This is a genomic window from Variovorax sp. UC74_104 (assembly GCF_044055375.1).
Classification (GTDB): Bacteria; Pseudomonadota; Gammaproteobacteria; order Burkholderiales; family Burkholderiaceae_C; genus Variovorax.
Genome location: NZ_CP171978.1, coordinates 2,516,723 through 2,532,586 on the forward strand (window position 1 = coordinate 2,516,723; position 15,864 = coordinate 2,532,586).

At 68.0% G+C, this 15,864-nt stretch carries 14 protein-coding genes and 1 pseudogene; 10 read left to right on the top strand and 5 right to left on the bottom strand.

Translation table 11 applies throughout. The annotated features are described in order from the left end of the window. Together hisC and ACHMXA_RS11750 are read left to right on the top strand one after the other, a co-directional pair. Complete coding sequence (gene hisC, locus ACHMXA_RS11745) at positions 1–1,101, top strand: histidinol-phosphate transaminase (protein WP_176664540.1); 1,101 nt, start codon at positions 1–3, stop codon at positions 1,099–1,101. A 13-nt stretch (positions 1,102–1,114) separates the two neighbouring features. Next, positions 1,115–2,140 (top strand): hypothetical protein, encoded by a 1,026-nt coding sequence (locus ACHMXA_RS11750; protein WP_176664541.1) that lies wholly within the window; start codon positions 1,115–1,117, stop codon positions 2,138–2,140. 24 nt (positions 2,141–2,164) lie between these two features. Here the strand turns inward: ACHMXA_RS11750 and rsgA are convergent, their stop codons facing one another. The 3 genes and pseudogenes from rsgA to ACHMXA_RS11765 all read right to left on the bottom strand — a co-directional run bounded on the left by rsgA (position 2,165) and on the right by ACHMXA_RS11765 (position 4,780). Next, positions 2,165–3,115 (bottom strand): ribosome small subunit-dependent GTPase A, encoded by a 951-nt coding sequence (gene rsgA, locus ACHMXA_RS11755; RefSeq protein ID WP_176664542.1) that lies wholly within the window; start codon positions 3,113–3,115, stop codon positions 2,165–2,167. Between the two features lie 15 nt (positions 3,116–3,130). Then, positions 3,131–3,483: pseudogene (locus ACHMXA_RS11760) on the bottom strand (4a-hydroxytetrahydrobiopterin dehydratase). Between the two features lie 34 nt (positions 3,484–3,517). Next, positions 3,518–4,780, bottom strand: a complete 1,263-nt coding sequence (locus tag ACHMXA_RS11765) for a M48 family metallopeptidase (protein ID WP_176664544.1) — start codon at positions 4,778–4,780, stop codon at positions 3,518–3,520. Positions 4,781–4,839: 59 nt separating this feature from the next. On the opposite strand from ACHMXA_RS11765, the gene orn reads away from it, so the two are divergent. Further along, positions 4,840–5,436 (top strand): oligoribonuclease, encoded by a 597-nt coding sequence (orn, locus tag ACHMXA_RS11770; protein ID WP_176664545.1) that lies wholly within the window; start codon positions 4,840–4,842, stop codon positions 5,434–5,436. Between the two features lie 256 nt (positions 5,437–5,692). Next, positions 5,693–7,552: a DEAD/DEAH box helicase gene (locus ACHMXA_RS11775; RefSeq protein WP_176664546.1), complete on the top strand. Its 1,860-nt coding sequence runs from the start codon at positions 5,693–5,695 to the stop codon at positions 7,550–7,552. 54 nt (positions 7,553–7,606) lie between these two features. On the opposite strand, the gene ACHMXA_RS11780 is transcribed toward ACHMXA_RS11775, so the two are convergent. Then, on the bottom strand, positions 7,607–7,807 hold the full coding sequence (locus ACHMXA_RS11780; protein ID WP_176664547.1) for a hypothetical protein: 201 nt from the start codon (positions 7,805–7,807) through the stop codon (positions 7,607–7,609). Between ACHMXA_RS11780 and ACHMXA_RS11785 the strand changes: the two genes are divergently transcribed. Genes ACHMXA_RS11785 through ACHMXA_RS11800 form a run of 4 tightly spaced genes read left to right on the top strand, consistent with a single transcriptional unit; the run spans position 7,778 to position 11,526 of the window. Further along, entirely contained in the window at positions 7,778–8,851 is a 1,074-nt protein-coding gene (locus tag ACHMXA_RS11785) for an NAD/NADP octopine/nopaline dehydrogenase family protein (protein WP_176664548.1), read from the top strand. The genes ACHMXA_RS11780 and ACHMXA_RS11785 overlap by 30 nt on opposite strands. Continuing rightward, complete coding sequence (locus ACHMXA_RS11790) at positions 8,841–9,848, top strand: 3-hydroxybutyryl-CoA dehydrogenase (protein ID WP_395320735.1); 1,008 nt, start codon at positions 8,841–8,843, stop codon at positions 9,846–9,848. The genes ACHMXA_RS11785 and ACHMXA_RS11790 overlap by 11 nt, the downstream gene beginning before the upstream one ends. After that, a complete protein-coding gene (locus ACHMXA_RS11795; RefSeq protein ID WP_395320737.1) occupies positions 9,845–10,645 on the top strand; it encodes an alpha/beta fold hydrolase in 801 nt (266 codons plus the stop codon). The genes ACHMXA_RS11790 and ACHMXA_RS11795 overlap by 4 nt, the downstream gene beginning before the upstream one ends. Before the next feature lie 5 nt (positions 10,646–10,650). Continuing rightward, entirely contained in the window at positions 10,651–11,526 is an 876-nt protein-coding gene (locus ACHMXA_RS11800; protein WP_395321289.1) for a zinc-binding alcohol dehydrogenase family protein, read from the top strand. A gap of 18 nt (positions 11,527–11,544) precedes the next feature. On the opposite strand, the gene ACHMXA_RS11805 is transcribed toward ACHMXA_RS11800, so the two are convergent. Beyond that, positions 11,545–12,021 (bottom strand): MarR family winged helix-turn-helix transcriptional regulator, encoded by a 477-nt coding sequence (locus tag ACHMXA_RS11805; RefSeq protein WP_176664552.1) that lies wholly within the window; start codon positions 12,019–12,021, stop codon positions 11,545–11,547. A 144-nt stretch (positions 12,022–12,165) separates the two neighbouring features. On the opposite strand from ACHMXA_RS11805, the gene ACHMXA_RS11810 reads away from it, so the two are divergent. Further along, positions 12,166–14,337: a thiamine pyrophosphate-dependent enzyme gene (locus tag ACHMXA_RS11810; RefSeq protein WP_395320740.1), complete on the top strand. Its 2,172-nt coding sequence runs from the start codon at positions 12,166–12,168 to the stop codon at positions 14,335–14,337. Between the two features lie 4 nt (positions 14,338–14,341). Continuing rightward, the gene (locus tag ACHMXA_RS11815) at positions 14,342–15,850 is read left to right on the top strand and encodes an indolepyruvate oxidoreductase subunit beta family protein (RefSeq protein ID WP_395320742.1); all 1,509 of its coding nucleotides are present in this window, start codon (positions 14,342–14,344) and stop codon (positions 15,848–15,850) included. The last annotated feature ends 14 nt before the right edge of the window (positions 15,851–15,864 follow it).

Sequence of the window (15,864 nt, forward strand, 5' to 3'; positions counted from 1 at the left end):
ATGACGCAAGAAGGACAACCGGCGCCCGTCTTCTGGAGCCCGCGCATTGCCGCGCTCGAGCCCTACGTGCCCGGCGAACAGCCGCGCATCGACAACCTCGTCAAGCTCAACACCAACGAGAACCCGTATCCGCCGTCGCCAATGGCCATCGAGGCCATCCGCCGCGCGGCCGAGAACGGCCTGCAGCTCTATCCCGACCCCGCCTCGCTGGCCCTGCGCGAGGCCGTGGCGCGGCGGCACGGCCTGAGCGCCGACCAGGTGTTCGCCGGCAACGGCTCCGACGAAGTGCTGGCGCACGCGTTCTTCGCGTTCTTCCAGCAGGCCGAGCCGCTGCTGATGCCAGACGTGAGCTACAGCTTCTACAAGGTCTACGCGCAGCTCTACGGCATTGCCTGCGAGCAGCTACCTGTGGACGAGGGGCTGCGCATCGACGTCGACGCGCTCGCGGCGCGTGCGCGCCAGGGCTGCGCGGGCATCGTCATCGCGAACCCGAACGCGCCGACGGGCATCGGCCTGCCGCTGTCGCGCATCGAGCAGTTGCTCGAAGCCTGTCCCGATCGCGTGGTGCTGGTCGACGAGGCCTATGTCGACTTCGGCGGCGAAAGCGCGTTGCCGCTGATCGACAGGTATCCGAACCTGCTGGTGGTGCAGACCCTCTCCAAGTCTCGCTCGCTGGCCGGCCTGCGCGTCGGCTTCGCCTGCGGGCAGACGCACCTGGTCGATGCGTTGGTGCGCGTGAAGGACAGCTTCAACTCGTATCCGCTCGACCGGCTGGCATCCGCCGGCTCGGTCGCCGCGCTCGACGACGAGGACTGGTTTCGCAGTACCCGGAACAAGATCGTCGATACCCGCGAAGGACTCTGCCTCCAGCTCGAGGATCTGGGCTTCGAGGTGCTGCCGTCGCAGGCCAACTTCGTCTTCGCACGCCATCCGCAACGCGATGCGGCGGAACTGGCCTCGCTGCTGCGCCAGCGCGCGGTGCTGGTGCGGCATTTCAGGCAGCCGCGCATCGCGCAATACCTGCGCATCAGCATCGGCACGCGGGAACAGTGCAGCACGCTGGTGCGGCACCTGCAGGACATCCTCAATCCATCCGCCTGAAGGACTCACTGGCATGTCGACCTACGACACCGATCCACGCGCCGAGGCCTGTGCGAGCTTCTGGCAGGCCGTGAGCACCCGGCTCGAGAGCCTTCGCGCCTTGCCTGCCCGCGAACTGATGGAAGGGCTGAACTCGCTGCTGGAGCCTCACTTTCCGCGACTGGCCGCCGAGGTGGCCGGCGATCCGCCCGTGTTCAAGCTGGTGCTCACGGCACACGGATCGGTGGACGATTTCGAAGACCTGATGATGCTGGTGCAGAGCAGCCCGAAGCTGCCGAAGGTCGAGGTGGAGGCCTTTCGCCAGCGATCGCGCGACGGCTTCGGCATGCGCATGAACAACTTCGAGCTGGCGAGCTCCGAAGTCCTGGTGAAGCATCAAAGCTACCGCGGGCGGGTGGCGCTGGAGATCGGCTTCGCCAAGCCGATTCCGATGGACATGCAGGACCACGCCCGCCACATGAGCCTCATCATGCTCGACCACATCCTGGGCGAGTACGACTTCGCGGTGAAGGTGGGCGCGGTCGACTATTGCGAGGCCGACGCGCAGGCCGGTTTCGACGGCGTGCCGCTCGACGATTTCGTGCCGCTGTTCGACGCCTGCTGGCGCGACGAGCTCGGCCACACCGGGGTGTTTCCTCCGGGCGAGCACGCGTGGTCCGGCTTGAGCGCGACGCGCACCGCCGAGGACGGCCGCGAGATCGAGATGATCGTCATGCGCAACGACGTGGCGACCGCGCTGGTGGGGCGGGCCGACCTGTGCCACCGTCTGTCGGTGGCGATGCCGGTCGAGTCGGGCGAGGAACTGGACGAGGCGCGCGCCTACGAAGACCGGCTGACTGCGCGGCTGCAGGTGCACGAGGCCGGCTGCTGCACGCACGTGGTGCTGGAGGAGGGCGTGCGCACCGTTCACTTCCAGGTGGCCGACCCCGACAGCGCGATCTCGCAGGCGCAATCGCTGCAGGAAGACATGGATGTGGCGGTGGAGATGGAACTCGTCTTCGATCCCACTTGGCAGTCCTACCGGGTCTGGCTCGGCTGACGGGCGGGACGAAGCCGCCTCCGTTCAGTAGCGCTTCTGGCTCAGCTCGGCGAAGAGCTCGCCATAGATCCTGTAGCGGCTTGCGCTGATGGCGCCCGGCGCCGCGGCCGTTTCCACGTTCGCGATCACGCCGCAGCCCGGCTCGTGCAGGTGCGTGCAGTTGTAGAACTTGCAGTCGCCGGCATGCTCGGCGATGTCGGGCATGAGGCTGGCGAGCTGCATCGGCGCGATGTGGTTCAGGCCGAATTCCTGGAAGCCCGGCGAATCGATCAGGCCGGTGGTGCGGGCCTCGTCGATCCAGTACCAGGTGGTGCTGGTGGTCGTGTGCTTGCCCGAGTTGAGCGCCTGCGAGATCTCCTGCGTCAGCACGGCCGCACCCGGCACCAGCAGGTTGGTCAGCGTGCTCTTGCCAGAGCCCGAAGGGCCCAGCACCAGGGTGGACTTGCCTGCGAGCAGTTTCATCAGCGAGGCGTGGTCCGCTTCCGCCGAGGCCCTCAGCGACAGCGGCAGCACGCCGTGGTGCATGCGCCGATAGGGCGCGAGCCTGGCCCATGCGCGCTCGAAGGGTTCGACCAGATCGCTCTTGTTGAGCGCGATGATCGGCGCGATGCGCTCGGCCTCGGCGGCGATCAGCGCGCGGGCCAGCTGGTGCTCGGAGAACTCCGGCTCCGCCGCGATCAGGATCAGCACGTGGTCGAGGTTGGCCGCGAACGACTTGGTGCGGATCTCGTCCTGCCGGTAGAAGAGGTTGCGGCGCGGCAGTACTTGCTCGATGGTGCCTTCGTCCTCGCTGGGCTGCCAGCGCACCCTGTCGCCGACCACCGCCTGGCTCTTCTTGCCGCGCGGATGGCAGATCAGCCGCTCGCCGGAGGGCGTTTCGACGATGCAGTGGCGCCCGTGGCTGGCAACAACGAGGCCTTCGTGGAGGGCCTTCGCAGCGGCGGCTGCGGGCGCGGCGCGGCCAGGCTTAGCCAAGGGCGCGATCCGTCATCAGGCGGCGGGCGCGGCCCCGACCAGCGCGTCGGCCTGGCGGGCGCAGTCGAAGTCGGTGACCGACAGACCGTTCACGTCGTGCGTGTTGAAGCGCACCACGCAGCGGTTGTAGTGCACCGAAAGGTCGGGGTGATGGTCTTGCGTGTGCGCCACGAAGGCCAGCGCGTTCACGAAGGCGATGGTCTCGAAGTAGTCGGCGAAGCTGAAGGTCTTTTCGATGGCGACATCGGCGCCGTCGCCCGTGAGCTTCCAGCCGTCGAGGCGCGCCAGGGCGGACACGATCTCGGTGGCGCTCAGCGCGTTGCGGGAGGGAGGTTCTTCCAGTCCTTGGGCTTGAACATGCTGCTCATGATGGGCTTCTTCGGAATGCGAGGGTTGGTCGGGTCATGCTGCCGCCGCCATGCGGGCGAGGCGCTCGGAAGCCGGGGGGTGCGAATAGTAGAACTTGACGAACACCGGGTCGGGCGTGAGCGTCGACGCGTTGTCCTGGTAGAGCTTGAGCAGGGCTGCCGACAGGTCGGCGCCGCTGGTCTGTGCCACCGCGTAGGCATCGGCCTCGAACTCGTGCTTGCGCGACAGCCGCGCGGGCAGCGGGGCGACGAAGAAGCCGAACACAGGCGCCGCGAGCATGAACAGCAGCAGCGCCAGCGCGCTGTTGGGCGCAGCCATGTTGGGCTGCACGCCCAGGCCCGTGTAGAACCAGGCTTGCGTCGACACCCAGCCCAGCAGCGCGAAGCCGGCCAGGCTCAGCGCGAACATCGCGACCAGCCGCTTCACGATGTGGCGATGCTTGAAATGGCCCAGTTCGTGCGCGAGCACCGCCTCCACCTCGCCGGCATTGAGCTGGCGCAGCAGCGTGTCGTAGAACACTACGCGCTTGCTGGCGCCGAAGCCGGTGAAGTAGGCATTGGCATGGGCGCTGCGCGTGCTGCCGTCCATCACGAACAGGCCCTTGGCCGCGAAGCCGCAGCGCTTCATGAGGGCGGTCACGCGCTCCTTGAGCGTGGGGTCGTCCAGCGGCTGGAACTTGTTGAACAGCGGCGCGATGAAAGTCGGGTAGATCAGCATCAGCAGCAGGTTGAAGCCCATCCACGCGCCCCAGGCCCACAGCCACCACAGTTGGCCGGCCGCGCCCATGAGCCAGAGGATCAATGCCGCGATGGGCAGGCCGATCACCGCGCCCAGGAGCGTGGACTTGAGCGTGTCGGCCAGCCAGAGCTTCCAGGTCATCTTGTTGAAGCCGAAGCGCTCCTCGAGCCTGAAGGTCTGCCAGAGCGTGAAGGGCAGTTCGAGCAGTCCGCCGATGGCCGCGAAGGCCGCCAGCAGCACCAGTTGCTGCACCATGCCGCCGCCGATCCAGCCCAGCAGGAGCTTGTTGAGCACGTCGAGGCCTCCCAACAGGGTCCAGCCCAGCAGCAGCGCCGCGCTCCATGCCATCTCGACCAGGCCGAAGCGCGCTTTGGCGATGGTGTAGTCGGCCGCCTTCTGGTGGGCGGCGAGGGTGATGGTCTGCGCGAAAGCGGCCGGCACGGTGCCTCGGTGCTGTGCCACGTGGCGGACCTGCCGCGTGGCCAGCCAGAACTTCACGAGCAGGCCCGCGACGATCGCTGCCGCGAAGGCGATGGTGAAGATGAGCGAATAGGACATGGATCGGCGAGTTTAGCCCTCGCTATCCGGGGCCGCAGCCCTTCGACGACAATCCTGCGATGCCCGAATCCCTTGAACCGACGCCCCTCGCAGCCCCGCCGACATTGAAGAAGAGCGACCAGAACCTGGTCTGGCTGGACTGCGAAATGAGCGGCCTCGACCCCGAGAAAGAGCGCCTGCTCGAAATCGCCGTGGTCGTCACCGGCCCCGACCTCACGCCCCGCATCGACGGCCCCGTGCTCGTCATCCACCAGAGCGACGCCGTGCTCGACGGCATGGATGCCTGGAACAAGGGCACCCATGGCCGCAGCGGCCTGATCGACAAGGTCAAGGCCTCCACCCTCGACGAGGCCGCCGCCGAGCAGCAACTGCTGGAATTCATCGCCAAATACATCCCGCGCAGCGGCTCGCCCATGTGCGGCAACACCATCGGGCAGGACCGGCGCTTCCTGGTCAAGTACATGCCCAAGCTGGAGGCTTATTTCCACTACCGGAACCTCGACGTGAGCACGCTGAAGGAGCTCGCCAAGCGCTGGAAGCCTGCCGCCTACAACAGCTTCAAGAAACAGCAGGCGCATACGGCGCTGGCTGACGTGCACGAGTCCATCGAGGAGCTTGCGCACTACCGCGAGACCTTTTTGCGCCTCACGGACTGAGTAAAGAGCAGGGATTAGGTAAAAACCCGAATCCATGCCATAATTGCGGGCTTCGCTGACAGGGCAGGTATTTTTGGCCCGGTGAGCGTTTCTCGCATCTCCCTATCTTGCACACCGCGCCCGATCGCATTCGCTGATCAAAAAGGGCCGCAGCCTCGGGCACCCGCCCGGAGTTGAATGTCGTTGGATGGTTGATGTTTTTAACCACCCAACGGGGCGCCGTCCACGGCGGCGCTCGCGTTTGAGATTGAAATTCATGACCGACGCTTTTGAAGCGCAGGGCGAGTTCGCGCCTGTGCAATCCGCTACCCACAACGAATTCACCGCCGCCACGGACACTGTTTCCGAGGCGCCCATCCTCGAAGCGCTGGACGGCGCCGCTCCCGAAGCTGCTGCGGCCGAAGAACCCGCCGCTCCCAACGGCTTCATCAAGCTGGGCCTCGCCCCCGAGCTGATCGCCGCCGTGGCGGACATGGGCTTCACCCAGCCCACCGCCGTGCAGGAAAAGGTCGTTCCCATCGCCATGGGCGACCAGGACGGCGCAGCCAAGTCGGCGCGCTTCGTCGACCTGATGGTCTCCAGCCAGACCGGCTCGGGCAAGACCGCAGCCTTCCTGCTGCCCGTGCTGCACACCCTCATCAAGCGCCAGGCCGAAGCCGAAGCAGAGGCGAAGGCCGAGTTCCAGCGCCTGGCCGAAGAGGCCGCTGCCCGCGGCGAAGCTCCTCCCAAGAAGCCGAAGCGCAAGGACCCGACCAACGCCCGCCATTTCAAGGCGGCCACGCCCGGCGCCCTGGTGCTGTGCCCCACGCGTGAACTCGCGCAACAGGTCGCGCACGACGCCATCGAACTGGTTCGCCACTGCCGCGGCCTGCGCATCGCGAACGTGGTGGGCGGCATGCCCTACCAGCTCCAGATCGCCCGCCTGCAGAACGCCGACCTCGTGGTCGCCACGCCGGGCCGCCTGCTGGACCTGCAGCGCTCGATGCAGATCAAGCTCGACCAGGTCAAGTTCCTGGTGGTCGACGAGGCCGACCGCATGCTCGACCTGGGCTTTGCCGACGACCTGGCCGAAATCAACCAGCTCACCATCGAGCGCCAGCAGACCATGATGTTCAGCGCCACCTTCGCGCCGCGCATCCAGCAGCTGGCCGCCCGCGTGATGCGCGAGCCGCAGCGCGTGACCATCGACAGCCCGCAGGAAAAGCACGCCAACATCAAGCAGGTGCTGTTCTGGGCCGACAACGCCCAGCACAAGCGCAAGCTGCTCGACCACTGGCTGCGCGACACCAGCATCAACCAGGCCATCGTGTTCGCGAGCACGCAGGTCGAGTGCGACGGCCTCGCCAATGACCTGCAGCAGGACGGCTTCAGCGCCGTCGCGCTGCACGGCGCCCTGAGCCAGGGCCTGCGCAACCGCCGCCTGATGGCGCTGCGCAACGGCCAGGTGCAGATCCTGGTGGCCACCGACGTCGCCGCGCGCGGCATCGACGTGCCGACCATCACCCACGTCTTCAACTTCGGCCTGCCGATGAAGGCCGAGGACTACACCCACCGCATCGGCCGCACCGGCCGTGCCGGTCGCGACGGCATCGCCGTCACCTTCGCGGAGTTCCGCGATCGCCGCCGGATCATGGACATCGAGCACTACAGCCGCCAGCAGTTCAAGGCCGAAGTGATTCCGGGCATGGAACCGCAGCAGCGCATGCCGCAGTCGCGCCCTGATTTCGGTGGCCGCGGCGGCCGTGACGGCCATTCGCGCGACCGCAAGTTCGGCGGTGGCGGTGGTGGCTACCGTGGCGGCAACGGCGGCGGCTATGCCGGCGCCAGCGGCTTCAACGACCGCAACTCGCGTGGCCCGGGTGCATCGGGCCCGCGCGGCGGCTATCAGGGCCAGAACGCCGGTTTCGGCGGCGGCCGTGAAGAAGGCGGCAACGGCGGCGGCTACGGCCGCAAGCCGGGCTGGGGCGACAGCGCTCCGCGCAGTGGCCACGGTCACGGCGGCGGCCGTGGCGACGGCGGCTTCGCGCCCCGTGGCAATGGCGCCGGCCATGGCGGCCCGGGCAAGGTGTTCGTGCCCCGCGACGCCCAGAAGCGTGCGTTCAAGCCCAGCCGCTGATCCGTCCCGGCACGCAGCCTGATGGCTGCACCATCCTCGCGAAAGCCCGCGTTCTCACGAGCGCGGGCTTTTTTCGTTTCGGGCGCGTTCCGGGTTTCCGAGCACGCCGATCTCGTCGAGTTTGATTGACATCTGAATCGATGAAAAGTAATGTAATGGCGCATTGCTTCCCCGGAGTCGCCCCGCGGCCGCCGGTTCATCGACACCTGCTTTTCGACTTTCGACATGAAAATTGCGATTCTTGGGGGTGGTCATGGCGCCTACGCGGCTGCCGCGGACCTGTCTGAAACCGGCCATGAAGTGCGCCTGTGGCGCCGCGATGCCGCAGCGCTCCAGCCGCTGACGCGCGCCGGCGCGATCACGCTGAAGGACGCCGACGGCTCGCGCGAGGTGCCCATCGCGCTCGCCACCGCCGACATCGGCGCCGCCATGCAGGGCGCCGAGCTGATCGTCATCCCGACCCCCGCCATCGCCCAGCACGACATCGCTCTTGCCATGGCGCCGCATCTGGTCGACGGCCAGGTCGTCTTCCTGCCTCCGGGCACCTTCGGCAGCTACGTGATGGCGCGCACCGTGAAGGACGCCGGCAGCCGCGCCGACGTCGCCTGGGCCGAAACCGGCACCTTGCCCTACCTGGCGCGCAAGCACGGCGAGCGCGAGGTGAACGTCACCATCCGCGCGATCCGCCTGCCGACCGGCGTCTATCCGGCCCGCAAGGAGGCGCAGGCGATCGAGGTGATCCGCAGGGCCTATCCGGCGGTGCACGGCTGCGGCGATGCGCTCTCGGGCGCGCTGATGAACGCGGGCCCCGTCATCCACCCGCCGCTGATGGTGATGAACGCCGCGCCGCTGCAGCACTTCGAGCGCTGGGACATCCACAACGAAGGCACGCAGCGCGCCGTGCGCGACGTGACCGACCGGCTCGACCAGGAGCGCATCGCGGTGCGCGAAGCCTTCGGGCAGGGAGCGCCGCACTATCCGCTGGCCGACCACTACAACAACGACCGTTGGATGTACGGCGATGCGCACAAGCAGCTCGTCAAGTCGGGCGACTGGCGCGAGAACATCGACCTGCACACGCACCGCTACATCACCGAGGACACAGAACTCGGCCTCGCCTTCCTCGCCTCCGCCGCGCGCCATGCGGGCGTGGATGCGCCCATCGCGCACGGTCTGCTGGCCATCGTCGGCGGCTTTCTCGGGCGCGACCTGCGGCGCGGCCCCCGTACCTTCGAGAGCCTGGGCTTCGCCGGCCTGAGCACCGCGCAGCTCAAGCAGAGGCTCCACGATGGCGAATGAAACCGCCTCGCTGCCTCGCTTCGCGGCCGTGGGCGCGGGCCGCATGGGACGCGGCATCGCCATCGCGTTCGCCTATGCCGGCCACCGCATCTCGCTGATCGACCTGCGCCAGCGCACCGACGAAGCGTGGCAGCGGCTGCGCGACGAAGCGAAGGCCGAGATCGACGCCAGCCTCTCGGGGCTCGCGCAGCTCGGCGTGATCGGCGAGTCGCAGATCGCCGACATCGCTGCGCGCGTCGATTTCGTCGAGGCCGCCGCCGCCCCGCGGGTACTGGCCGCAGCCGAGCTCGTGTTCGAGGGCGTGCCCGAAACCATGGAGGCCAAGCGCGATGCCTTCGAGCAGCTCAACCGCCATTGCCGCGACGACGCGATCCTCACCTCGACCACCAGCAGCATCCTGGTGACGCAGCTCGCGTCGCTGGTGCGGCTGCCCGGGCGTTTCCTCAACATGCACTGGCTCAACCCGGCCTATGTGATCCCCGTGGTCGAGCTGAGCTGCCACCCCGGCACCGACGCCGCGGTGCTCGCACGCACCAAGGCGCTGATGGAAGAGATCGGCAAGCTGCCCGTGGTCTGCGGCGCATCGCCCGGCTACATCGTGCCCCGGCTGCAGGCGCTGGTGATGAACGAGGCCGCGCGCATGATCGAGGAGGGCGCCGCCACTGCGGAAGAAATCGACAAGGCCACGCGCTACGGCCTGGGCCTGCGCTTCGCTGCGCTGGGCGTGGTGGAGTTCATCGACTTCGGCGGCTGCGACATCCTGCATCACGCGAGCCGCGAGATGTCGGCCTCGCTCGACGCCGGCCGCTACACCGCGCCGGCGATCGTCGGGCAGATGGTCGAGCAGGGGCGGCTCGGCCTCAAGAGCGGCAGCGGCTTCTACGACTACGAGGGCCGCGACGTCGCGGCCTACCGTCGCGACGTGCTCTCGCGCACGCTCGGCGAGCTGCGGCATGCGGGCCTGTGGCGCGCACCTGCCGACCGGACCCTGTCATGAGCAGCATCCGCCGCGCATTCGCCGACCTGTCGGTGGGGCAGGTGCACTACGCGGCATGTGGTGACCGTACGGCACCGGCCGTGCTGCTGCTGCACCAGTCGCCGCGCAGCTGGACCGAGTATCGCGCGGTGCTGCCGCTGATCGGCGCGCGCCGCAGGGCCATCGCGATGGACACGGCCGGCTTCGGCGATTCGGCCGATGGCGGCGTGCCGGCGAGCATCGAGCAATGGGCGCGCGTGGCCTGCGAGCTGCTCGATGCGCTGGGCATCGAGAAGATCGACGTGCTGGGGCATCACACCGGCGGCGTCATCGCGGTCGAGCTTGCCGCGGCGTTTCCGCAGCGCGTTCGCAGCCTGGTGCTGTCCTCCACGCCGTACACCGACGAGCCCTTTCGCAAGGCGCGTGCACAGCGTCCGCCCATCGACGAAGTCGCGCCGAGCGAAGACGGAACGCATCTCGCCGCGCTCTGGCAGAAGCGCCAGGGCTTCTATCCGGCCGGTCGTCCCGAACTGCTCGAAGCCTTCGTGCTCGACGCATTGAAGGTCGCGCGTGTCGAGGAAGGGCACCGTGCCGTGGCGTCGTACCGCATGGAAGAGCGCATCGGCCGCATAGCGCAGCCGGTGCTGATCGTGCGTGCGACCGACGACCCTTTCGCCGCTCCCCATGCCGCCGAACTGCAGCACCACCTTCCGCAGGCGCGCATCGTCGACATCGAAGGCGGCATGGTGCCGCTGCCCGATCAGATGCCCGATGCCTTCGCGCGTACGGTGCTCGATTTTCTGGAGAACCTGCCTTGAAAGCTGTGCGCATCCACGGATTCGATGCTGTGCCCGTGCTGGAAGAGATCGCCGAGCCCACGGCACGGCCCGGGCGCACCATCGTGCGCATGGAGGCTGCGACGGTTGGGCACATCGACCGCACCGTGTGGCGCGGCAGCTTCCTCAAGCATCCGCCCTTGCCCTATACGCCGGGCGTGGAGGCTGCAGGCGTCGTCGTCGCGAGCGGTCGCTACCAGGCGGGGCAGCGCGTCTGGCTGCGAGGAAGCGGCCTGGGCACGCTCTTCGACGGCACATGGTGCGAGCAGATCGATGCGCCCGACGAGGCGCTGGGCCTGTTGCCCGACGACGTGCCGATGACTTTGGGCGCGGCCTTCTTCTCTCCGACGACCTCGGCGTGGGTTGCGCTGCATGAAGTCGCGAAGCTGCAGGCGGGCGAGCAGGTGCTTGTGACCGGGGCGAGCGGCGCCGTCGGCTCGCTCGTGATGCAGCTTGCGCGCGACGCCGGTTGTACGGCCGTCGCGGTCGCTGCGGATGCGGAACCGCCTGCGGTGGCCAGCGCCGATCTGCTGATAGATACCGTCGGTGGCGACGTGCTCGCGCGAACGCTGCCTGCAGTGCGCCCCGGTGGGCGGGCCGTGCTGGTCGGCTACACCGCGGGGCCGACGCTGTCGCTCGACATCGCGCACTTTCTCCAGCGCGACGTGGCCCTGTTGCCCCTCAACATGTTCAGGCGCGAAGCCCAAGGCCGCGCAGCGGTCCCCGAGTTGCTTGCAAGGCTCGCCGACGGCCGCCTGAATCTCGACGTGCGGCCCTTCGCGCTTGCGGATGCCGCGGCCGCACTCGACTGGATCGCACAGCGCGGCCATCGCGGCCGCGCCGTTCTCGTGCCCCGCCTCTGAGCTGCGGGGCCCGAGGGCTCAGTCTTCTTCTCGCTCGTCGGCCGGCAGGCGCATGTGCAGGTCGATCATCTGCCGCAGCGTCTGCTTGAGCTCTTCCGCGCGACGCAGCCCGAAGGGCTCGAGCACGCGCCGCTCGTGCTCGCGCGCAAGTTCCATCAGGTGCTCGACGGCCTTGAGCCCCTTGCGCGTGATGCGCACCAGCGTGATGCGGCGATCACTCTCGTGGGGCAGGCGCTCGACCTGTCCGCGTGCTTCCATGCGGTCCAGCAGCCGCGTCACCGTGGGCTGCTTCGTCACGGTGACCTGCGCGAGCTGGCCGATGCTGACCGGCTCGCTGCCCGCGAGCGAGGCCATCACGCGCCACTCCGACACGGAGAAGCCCTGCTGGCGCGCCACTTCGTGGAACTCCGAGGAGATCAACTGGCTGGCCTGCGCCAGCAGCGCAGGAAGGTAGTCATCGACGAAGCGATGCGATTCGACGGGTTGATCAGCCATGAAGGCACCTCACAGTCGCCACGGGCACGCTGCTTGCATGTCTAGGGTAATTCATGATTGTGGATACATTCATTTGTCAACATTATAGAAAGCACGATGCAACCTCCTGGTCGCATCGTCCCACGACAGACAACAAGGACCCCGATGGCAGAGCGTTCATTCGTTGAAGAAGTCAAGAAACTGCGGCTTTCTGGTGGGGAAGTCTTCCGCGGTGAGGGCATTCTGGCGGTCACCAAGGCCCTTCTGGAGTCGGGAGTTTCCTACGTGGCGGGCTACCAGGGCGCGCCCATCTCGCACCTGATGGACGTGCTGGCCGATGCGCAGGACATCCTCGCCGAGCAGGGCATTCGCTTCGAGAACAGTGCGAGCGAAGCCACCGCTGCCGCCACGCTCGCGGCCTCCGTCAACTACCCGCTGCGCGGCGCCGTCACCTTCAAGGCTACCGTGGGTACCAACGTGGCCTCCGACGCGCTGGCCAACCTGGCCTCGGGCGGCGTGACCGGTGGCGCGCTCATCATCGTGGGCGAGGACTATGGCGAAGGCTCCTCGATCATGCAGGAGCGCAGCCACGCCTTCGCGATGAAGTCGCAGATCTGGCTGCTCGATCCGCGCCCCAACCTGCCCAGCATCGTCGATGCGGTGAAGCAGGGCTTCGATCTCTCCGAAGCCAGCAACACGCCGGTGATGCTGCAGCTGCGCATCCGCGCCTGCCACGTGCATGGCCACTTTGTCGCGGGCGACAACAAGCGCGCGAAGTTCACGCTGAAGGACGCGCTCGAGAACCCGCAGCGCGACGTGGGCCGCATCGTGCTGCCGCCCGCGAGCTTCGTGCATGAACAAGAGAAGGTGAAGGACCGCTGGCCCGCGGCCGTGCGCTTCATCGAGGAGCGCAAGCTCAACGAGTTCTTCTCCGAGGACGCTGACGACATCGGCATCATCGTCCAGGGCGGCAGCTACAACACGCTGGTGCGTGCGCTCGAACGCCTGGGCCTCGCGGACGTCTATGGCGAAACCCAGGTGCCGCTGTACGTGATGAACGTGGCCTATCCCGTCATCGAGAGCGAGGTGATCCGCTTCTGCCAAGGCAAGCGCGCGGTGCTCGTGGTGGAAGAGGGGCAGCCCAACTTCGTCGAGCAGAACCTCGCGACCATCCTGCGCCAGGCCGGCTCCTCCACCGTGCTGCACGGCAAGGACATGCTGCCGGTGGCCGGCGAATACACGGCCGCCGAGCTGCTCAAGGGCGCGCGCAGTTTCTGCGAGCGCTACGAACGCCTCGCGCCATTGCCGGTGCCCGCGCCCGTGCGCAAGGTGATCCCGCTGACCGAGGTCGCGGCCGAGCCGGTGCAGCCTGTCGCGCCGCTCGGCGAAGTGGTCCACGCCCGTCCGCCGGGCTTCTGCACCGGCTGCCCCGAGCGCCCCATCTTCAGCGCGATGAAGCTGGTCGAGCGCGAGCTCGGTCCGCACCACGTGAGCGCCGACATCGGCTGCCACCTGTTCTCCATCCTGCCGCCCTTCAACATCGGCAACACCACCATGGGCTACGGCCTGGGCGGCGCGGGCGCCGCGGCGCTCAACGCGCCTGCAGGCAAGCGCGCGATCTCGATGATGGGCGACGGCGGCTTCTGGCACAACGGCCTGACCAGCGGCGTCGCCAACGCCGTCTTCAACAAGAGCGACAACCTCACCATCGTCGTCGACAACAACTACACCTCGGCCACCGGCGGGCAGGACATCCTCTCGTCGAACGCCGTCAACAAGACGCGCAGCACCGGCCACGAGATCGAGAGCGCCGTGCGCGGCGTGGGCGTGAAGTGGGTGAAGACCATGCGCCGCACCTACGACATCGCCGGCATGCGCGATGCGCTCAAGGAAGCGCTGACCACCAAAGAGAAAGGCCCGAAGGTCCTGATCGCGCAGTCGGAGTGCATGCTCAACAAGCAGCGCCGCGAGAAGCCGCTGGTGCGCAAGGCCATCGCCGACGGCAAGCGCATGGTGCGCGAGAAGTTCGGCGTCGACTCCGACACCTGCACCGGCGACCACTCCTGCATCCGCCTCTCAGGCTGCCCGTCGCTGTCGATCAAGCCCAATCCCGATCCGCTTCGCACCGACCCGGTCGCGACGGTGCTCGACAGCTGTGTGGGCTGTGGCGTGTGCGGCGAGGTTTCGCACGCTGCCGTGCTGTGCCCCTCCTTCTACAAGGCGCAGATAGTGAGCAACCCCAGCCGCTGGGACCAGCTGCGCGAGCGCGTGCGCGCAGCCGTCATCGGCTGGATGCAACGCGGCGAGGCTCGCCGCCGTGAAGCCTATGCCTTCTGAAGCGATGACGAACAGCAAAGCCCAACCGATCAAGATCGCGATCCTCGCCATGGGCGGGGAGGGCGGCGGCGTGCTCGCGGACTGGATCGTCGACATGGGCGAGGCCAACGGCTACGTCGCCCAGACCACCTCCGTGCCGGGCGTAGCCCAGCGCACTGGCGCGACGATCTACTACGTCGAGCTGTACCCCGCTGCGCAGGCCGAAGCCGATTGCGGCACGCCGGTGCTCGCGCTGATGCCGCTGCCGGGCGACGTCGACGTGGTGCTCGCATCCGAGCTGATGGAAGCCGGCCGTGCCGTGCAGCGCGGCCTGGTCACGCGCGAGCGCACCACGCTGATCGCATCCACGCATCGCGTGTTCTCCATCGCCGAAAAGAGCGCGATGGGCGACGGCCGCGTCGACAGCGGCCAGCTCCTCGCCCACACCGCAAACGCCGCCAAGCGCTTCATCCGCTTCGACATGGCCCAGGCCGCTGAGGCTTCGGGCAGCGTGATCAGCGCGGTGCTCTTCGGTGCGCTGGCGGGCTCGGGCGTGCTGCCCTTCAGCCGCGCGCAGTTCGAGGCGACCATCGAACGCGGTGGCGTGGGCGTGAAGCCCAGCCTCAAGGCCTTCGGTGCGGCGTTCGAACGCGCGCAGGGCGGCGACGACGGCGAGCCGGTGAAGGAATCACCCATCGCCGCCCCCGCACCACAGCCGCGCCACCCTGCGGTGCGCGCACTGGTCGAGCGCGTGCAGAGCAGCTTCCCGGCCGAAGCGCAAGACCTGCTGCTCGAAGGCGTGCGCCGCCTCATCGACTACCAAGACCCGGCCTACGCCGGCCTCTACCTCGACCGCATGGCCTCCATCGCGGCCTTACCTGCGGGCGACCACCGCCTGCTGCGCGAGACCGCGCGCCACCTCGCGCTCTGGATGTCCTACGAAGACACCGCCCGCGTCGCGGCCCTGAAGACCCGCGCCACCCGCTTCGAGCGCGTGCGCGGCGAGGCGCGCGTGCAGCCCGGCCAGGTGCTCGCCATCAACGAGTACATGCACCCGCGCCTGCAGGAGATCTGCGAGACGCTGCCCGGCGGCATCGGCCGCTGGCTGATGAATTCCACGCTGCCGAAGAAGATCGTCGAGCGCTTCACGCAGCACGGCCGCGTGATCCAGACCAGCTCGCTGCGCGGCTACCTCATGCTGCGCATGGTGGCGGCATGCAGGCGCTGGCGCCTGTCGACCATCCGCTACGCCGAGGAGAACCGCCGCATCGAGGAGTGGCTGCAGCGCATCGCCGCCACGGCGCAGCGCAATCCGGACCTTGCCGTCGAGCTCGCCCAGTGCCAGCGCCTGGTCAAGGGCTACAGCGACACGCACGAGCGCGGCATCCGCAACTACGACACCGTGATGCGCGCCTTCGAGCGCGCGGGCGAGAGGCTCGCACCGGCCACGCTGCGCGAGCTGCGCGACGCGGCGCTCGCCGACGAGCACGGCCACAAGCTGCAGGCCGCATTGGCGCAGCACGCATTGGCCTGAAGAGAGAACCACGA